Raw genomic sequence first — 4590 nt, 5'->3', positions numbered from 1 at the left:
TGTAATGGCTCAATAGTAATGTCCGCCTGTGGCTCAATTCAGATGTCCGCGCTATGGTAAGCTTCACTGGTCCGTTTAAACTACCGGGAGGCATATCATGAGCGCAGAAAGCTCAGGAGTGTTTACTTTGAAAGAGATCAACCGGATCAAGATTATACAGGACGTCATTGAACGTCGCATCACAACGCGCCGTGCGGCCGAGCACCTCGGTATCAGCGACAGGCAATGCCGCAGACTTCTTGCCCGTTACCGTGAAGGCGGACCGCTTGGTATGGCCAGCAGACGATGTGGCATGCGTGGTAACCGCCAGTTGCCACCCGGGCTCGCAGATCAGGCTCTGGAACTGATCAAGACGCGTTATGCTGATTTCGGTCCGACTCTGGCGCGTGAAAAGCTCGAAGAACTCCACGGACTGTTTCTTGGCAAAGAAACTGTCCGGCGCATCATGGTGCGGGCTGGCTTATGGGTTCCCCGTAAACAACGTGCCGCAAGGATCCCTCAACCACGGTACCGGCGTCCGTGTACTGGTGAGCTGATACAAATAGATGGCTGTGATCACGACTGGTTTGAAGGCCGTGGCCCGGCCTGCACCGCGCTGGTCTATGTTGATGATGCAACCAGCAAACTGATGGAACTGTTGTTTGTTAAATCGGAGTCCACGTTTTCTTACTTCGAAGCCACGCGGCGCTATATCGATAAGCATGGTAAACCGCTGGCACTGTACAGCGATAAAGCCGGTGTTTTTCGTGTTAACAATAAACACGCCACAGGCGGAGACGGGCATACTCAGTTTGGGCGAGCCATGCATGAACTGAACATCCAGACTATCTGTGCAGAAACCAGTCCCGCCAAAGGGCGTGTAGAACGAGCTCACCTCACTTTACAGGATCGTCTGGTCAAAGAGCTGCGGTTACAGGGCATTTGTTCAATGGAGGCTGCAAATGACTTCGCTGAGGCCTATATGGCTGACTATAACCGCCGTTTTGGCAAAGTACCGCGACATGATTTTGACGTACACCGTGCTGTAGAACATGATGAGGACCTGGGGCTTATTTTCACTGTTCGTGAAAAACGTAAAGTCTCAAAATCGTTGACGATACAATATGATAAAATGTTGTACCTGATTGAAGACAGCGAACTGAGTCGCCGTGCAATAGGTAAATATATCGATGTGTATCACTATCCTGATGGCAGAAAAGAGCTGCGCCTGAACGGTACGCTACTTCCCTACTCTACCTACGACCGACTGTCAGAAATCGACCAGGGCGCGATTGTCGATAACAAGCGTCTTGGCCGAACCCTGGAGTTTATCAGTCTGGTGCAGAGCAAGCGGGATAACACGCGCTCTCAGTCAATTCCCGCTGGAGATGGCCCTTCCCGACGACGGCCAAAGCAGGAAGGGAAGAAATCCCAGCGCTCACTGGATAATGATGACATGCTCGAAGCACTCAAACAGCTTCAGTCACGTTCAGAGGACATTTTTGGTAAAAGAGCCCGCTGATGGTACTCACTGGCCGGACAGTGGTTGCTCACCAGTTGATATTGTCCGGCCAGACCCATGATGTATTATTCATTTCGTTCAGCATCTTTATGTCCTGCTTTTCACGGGCATACTTACCCCATAATGAATGAAAAGAACGAACAATACTGATTAACTGCTTTTTTCTTTGCTCCGGAGATAGGCTGATAAAATAGCAGCACCTGCTGTCAATATTATCCTCAATGAAATTAAAATCAGAGTCTGATGCATATTTTACTGTTAGCATAATATCATTCGACGTTGTTCTCTCAGACTCTGTTAATGCTGATTCTATCAGGTATTCAAAGGCATACATGACAGACAGCTGGTTTTTGTCTGTCTGAATATAACCCATTGAGTTTCTGAGTATTGAGGACTGTACCAGGACCAGAGGCCATAAAAGCTCAACACCATAAAGCTTATATGTATCATGTTGATCATACTGATGTTGCTCAACACGACGATTACCTTCCCGTGCTTTACGAATATCATAGGCAAGGGATAACATAAATCCGTCTTTAACTTTAATCAGTGGGCTTTCATCCACGATGTAATGAATGAGTTCATGTAATTCATTCAGGGCTTCTGAATCTCCCCACAGTATAAAACCTGCATTGTTCGGCGTTAACTCGTATCGAAGCATGGGCTCAATCATCCTGTTGTTTCAGTCGGAGGAAAGTCTATCAGTAAAGAGAATGAGAGATCAAAGTGGTCATTTTAATTGAGCTGGATAACGGACATTTCAATTGAGCCTTGACAAATACTGTCAGCACAAAGCGTTATTGTCGTCTCAGCACAATTCACACGCGTCGTGTACGCTAAGCCTTCATTTTGCTCAGCACAGGACCGCGATCTTATGTTGGTGACTATGACAGACAAAGAACTTTACCGGCTTGGCATCATTCAGCGAGTATTTGACCGGGCTTTGCTTCAGCGCGACGCAGCAGACATACTTAAGCTCAGTGTTCGTCAGGTGCAGCGTCTTGTGCGTCTGTACCGGACAGATGGCGCAACCGCATTTGCATCTTCCCGCCGTGGACGTCCTGCAAACAACCGGATCGATGAAGAAACACGCTGTAAAGCCCTGGATTTGATCCGGTGCCACTATTCAGATTTTGGCCCAACGCTCGCAACCGAAAAACTGGCTGAACGCCATCATATATATCTCTCCGTTGAAACCATCCGTAACTGGATGACAGCCGACGGTCTCTGGCGTCCTCATTCCCGCCGGCGAACCCGGGTTTACCAGCCGCGCTATCGTCGCGACTGTCTCGGCGAACTGGTTCAGATCGATGGCTCTCACCATGACTGGTTCGAAGGAAGAGCCCCAAAATGCTGTCTTCTGGTCTTCATGGATGACGCCACAGGTCGCCTGATGCACCTGCGATTCTGTGATTCAGAAAACGCGTTTGACTACATGATGGCTACCCGGCAATACATTGATAAACATGGTAAACCTGTCGCATTTTACAGCGACAAGCATGCGGTGTTCAGGGTCAGCGGAGCCGAAAGTCGACGTACTGGCACAACCCAGTTCGGACGGGCTCTCCGGGAACTGGCGATCGAATTGATTTGTGCCAACAGCAGCCAGGCAAAAGGTCGCGTGGAACGGGTAAATAAAACGCTCCAGGATCGCCTGATTAAAGAGATGCGCCTGCAGAACATCAGCTCGGTTGCTGAAGCCAATCAGTGGATTGAACATTTCATGTCTGATTTTAACCGTCGTTTCTCCCGGCCGGCAAAATACCCTAAAGATCTGCACCGTGCGGTCACACAGAGTCCACTGGAGCTGAATGATATCTTCGCCTGGCAGGAGCTACGGACCTTATCGAAAGCACTGACTTTTCAGTATGATAAAGTCATGTATATCATTGAACCCACCGAACAAAATACGCGCATAGCAGGTGAAAAAATTACCGTTTATGATTACCCTGACGGAAGCATTACTTTCCGGCATCAGCACCGGCCACTGGGTTATAAGATTTTCGATAAACTGACCTGCGTTGATCAGGGTAAGCGTCGTCTCAGCACCGTCTGGCAGATCCTGAAATTCCTGAGAGGATAGTGGACACCAAATATGGTGGACACTATCCATGAAATCATTAACCACAGTGCGTAAAAAAAGCCCTAATTATCCCGTTGAGTTCAAAATCAAAATGGTTGAACTCTCGCATCGACCAGATATCTCCGTAGCGCAACTCGCTCGTGAGCATGGGATCAACGATAATCTGCTGTTCAAGTGGCGCCAGTACTGGCGCGAAGGAAAACTACGCCCTCCTTCAACAACAGAAAACAGCGTGCCTGAGCTGCTCCCCATAACACTTGATGCCGAAGATCTTGTTCCTACAACCTCCTCCCGGTCACAACCTGTAGCTGCTGCGACATCTGAATCACTCAATATCAGCTGTGAAGTGACGTTCCGGCATGGCTCACTCCGTCTGAATGGTGCCATCAGCGAAAATATCCTGAACCTGCTGATACGGGAGCTCAAACGTTGATCCCATTACCATCAGGGACAAAGATCTGGCTCGTCGCTGGCATCACCGATATGAGAAACGGCTTCAACGGCCTGGCGGCAAAGGTGCAGACGACGCTGAAAGACGATCCGATGTCAGGTCACGTTTTTATCTTCCGTGGGCGTAATGGCAGTCAGGTAAAGCTCCTCTGGTCTACCGGCGATGGACTGTGTCTACTGACCAAACGGCTGGAGCGCGGCCGCTTCGCCTGGCCGTCGGCCCGCGATGGCAAAGTGTTCCTGACCCCGGCACAGCTGGCGATGCTGATGGAAGGTATCGACTGGCGACAACCTAAACGGCTGCTGACATCCCTGACCATGCTGTAAATCTCTTTATCCTGGTTGTTGCTGAATAAGCCTGGTAAAATACGGGCTTATGAACGACACCTCTTCTGACGAAATCCTTCTGCTGAAACAGCGCCTGGCCGAACAGGAAGGGGTCACCTCAGAAAACGGAATCTATGGTCACTCCCGTTTTTGCAACACCGATTTTGACGACAAGTTGGCTTGCTTGAATCTATCCGGCGTCTGAATGGGATTTTATTCCCGCGCCTTG

Annotated in this window: 5 protein-coding genes and 1 pseudogene; 5 read left to right on the top strand and 1 reads right to left on the bottom strand. The window is 49.5% G+C overall.

All coding sequences use genetic code 11. The annotated features are described in order from the left end of the window. Positions 1–97: 97 nt before the first annotated feature. Entirely contained in the window at positions 98–1501 is a 1404-nt protein-coding gene (locus FNY10_RS26470; RefSeq protein ID WP_001567368.1) for an ISNCY-like element ISKpn21 family transposase, read from the top strand. 28 nt (positions 1502–1529) lie between these two features. On the opposite strand, the gene FNY10_RS26465 is transcribed toward FNY10_RS26470, so the two are convergent. Further along, positions 1530–2162 carry a DUF6904 family protein gene (locus FNY10_RS26465; protein WP_001567369.1) on the bottom strand — a complete coding sequence of 211 codons (633 nt, stop codon included), beginning with the start codon at positions 2160–2162 and terminating at the stop codon, positions 1530–1532. Between the two features lie 225 nt (positions 2163–2387). On the opposite strand from FNY10_RS26465, the pseudogene FNY10_RS26460 reads away from it, so the two are divergent. The 4 genes and pseudogenes from FNY10_RS26460 to FNY10_RS26445 all read left to right on the top strand — a co-directional run. After that, a pseudogene (locus FNY10_RS26460) lies at positions 2388–3563 on the top strand (ISNCY family transposase); the annotation flags it as partial. A gap of 49 nt (positions 3564–3612) precedes the next feature. Beyond that, positions 3613–4017, top strand: coding sequence for an IS66-like element accessory protein TnpA (gene tnpA / locus FNY10_RS26455; protein ID WP_001567371.1), 405 nt, complete (start codon positions 3613–3615; stop codon positions 4015–4017). Further along, positions 4014–4361 (top strand): IS66 family insertion sequence element accessory protein TnpB, encoded by a 348-nt coding sequence (gene tnpB, locus FNY10_RS26450; RefSeq protein WP_001567372.1) that lies wholly within the window; start codon positions 4014–4016, stop codon positions 4359–4361. The genes tnpA and tnpB overlap by 4 nt, the downstream gene beginning before the upstream one ends. A 49-nt stretch (positions 4362–4410) precedes the next feature. Continuing rightward, positions 4411–4566, top strand: a complete 156-nt coding sequence (locus FNY10_RS26445) for an integrase (RefSeq protein WP_086076726.1) — start codon at positions 4411–4413, stop codon at positions 4564–4566. The last annotated feature ends 24 nt before the right edge of the window (positions 4567–4590 follow it).

The sequence above is a fragment of the Klebsiella sp. Lac1 genome (genome assembly GCF_009825425.1).
GTDB lineage: Bacteria > Pseudomonadota > Gammaproteobacteria > Enterobacterales > Enterobacteriaceae > Klebsiella > Klebsiella electrica.
This window is presented reverse-complemented; position numbering and strand designations above follow the sequence as displayed.

Bases quoted from the DNA above. Each gene is read 5' to 3' on its own strand.
- FNY10_RS26470 (WP_001567368.1), top strand. From the start codon at position 98: ATGAGCGCAGAAAGCTCAGGAGTGTTTACTTTGAAAGAGATCAACCGG.
- FNY10_RS26465 (WP_001567369.1), bottom strand. From the start codon at position 2,162: ATGCTTCGATACGAGTTAACGCCGAACAATGCAGGTTTTATACTGTGG.
- tnpA (WP_001567371.1), top strand. From the start codon at position 3,613: ATGAAATCATTAACCACAGTGCGTAAAAAAAGCCCTAATTATCCCGTT.
- FNY10_RS26445 (WP_086076726.1), top strand. From the start codon at position 4,411: ATGAACGACACCTCTTCTGACGAAATCCTTCTGCTGAAACAGCGCCTG.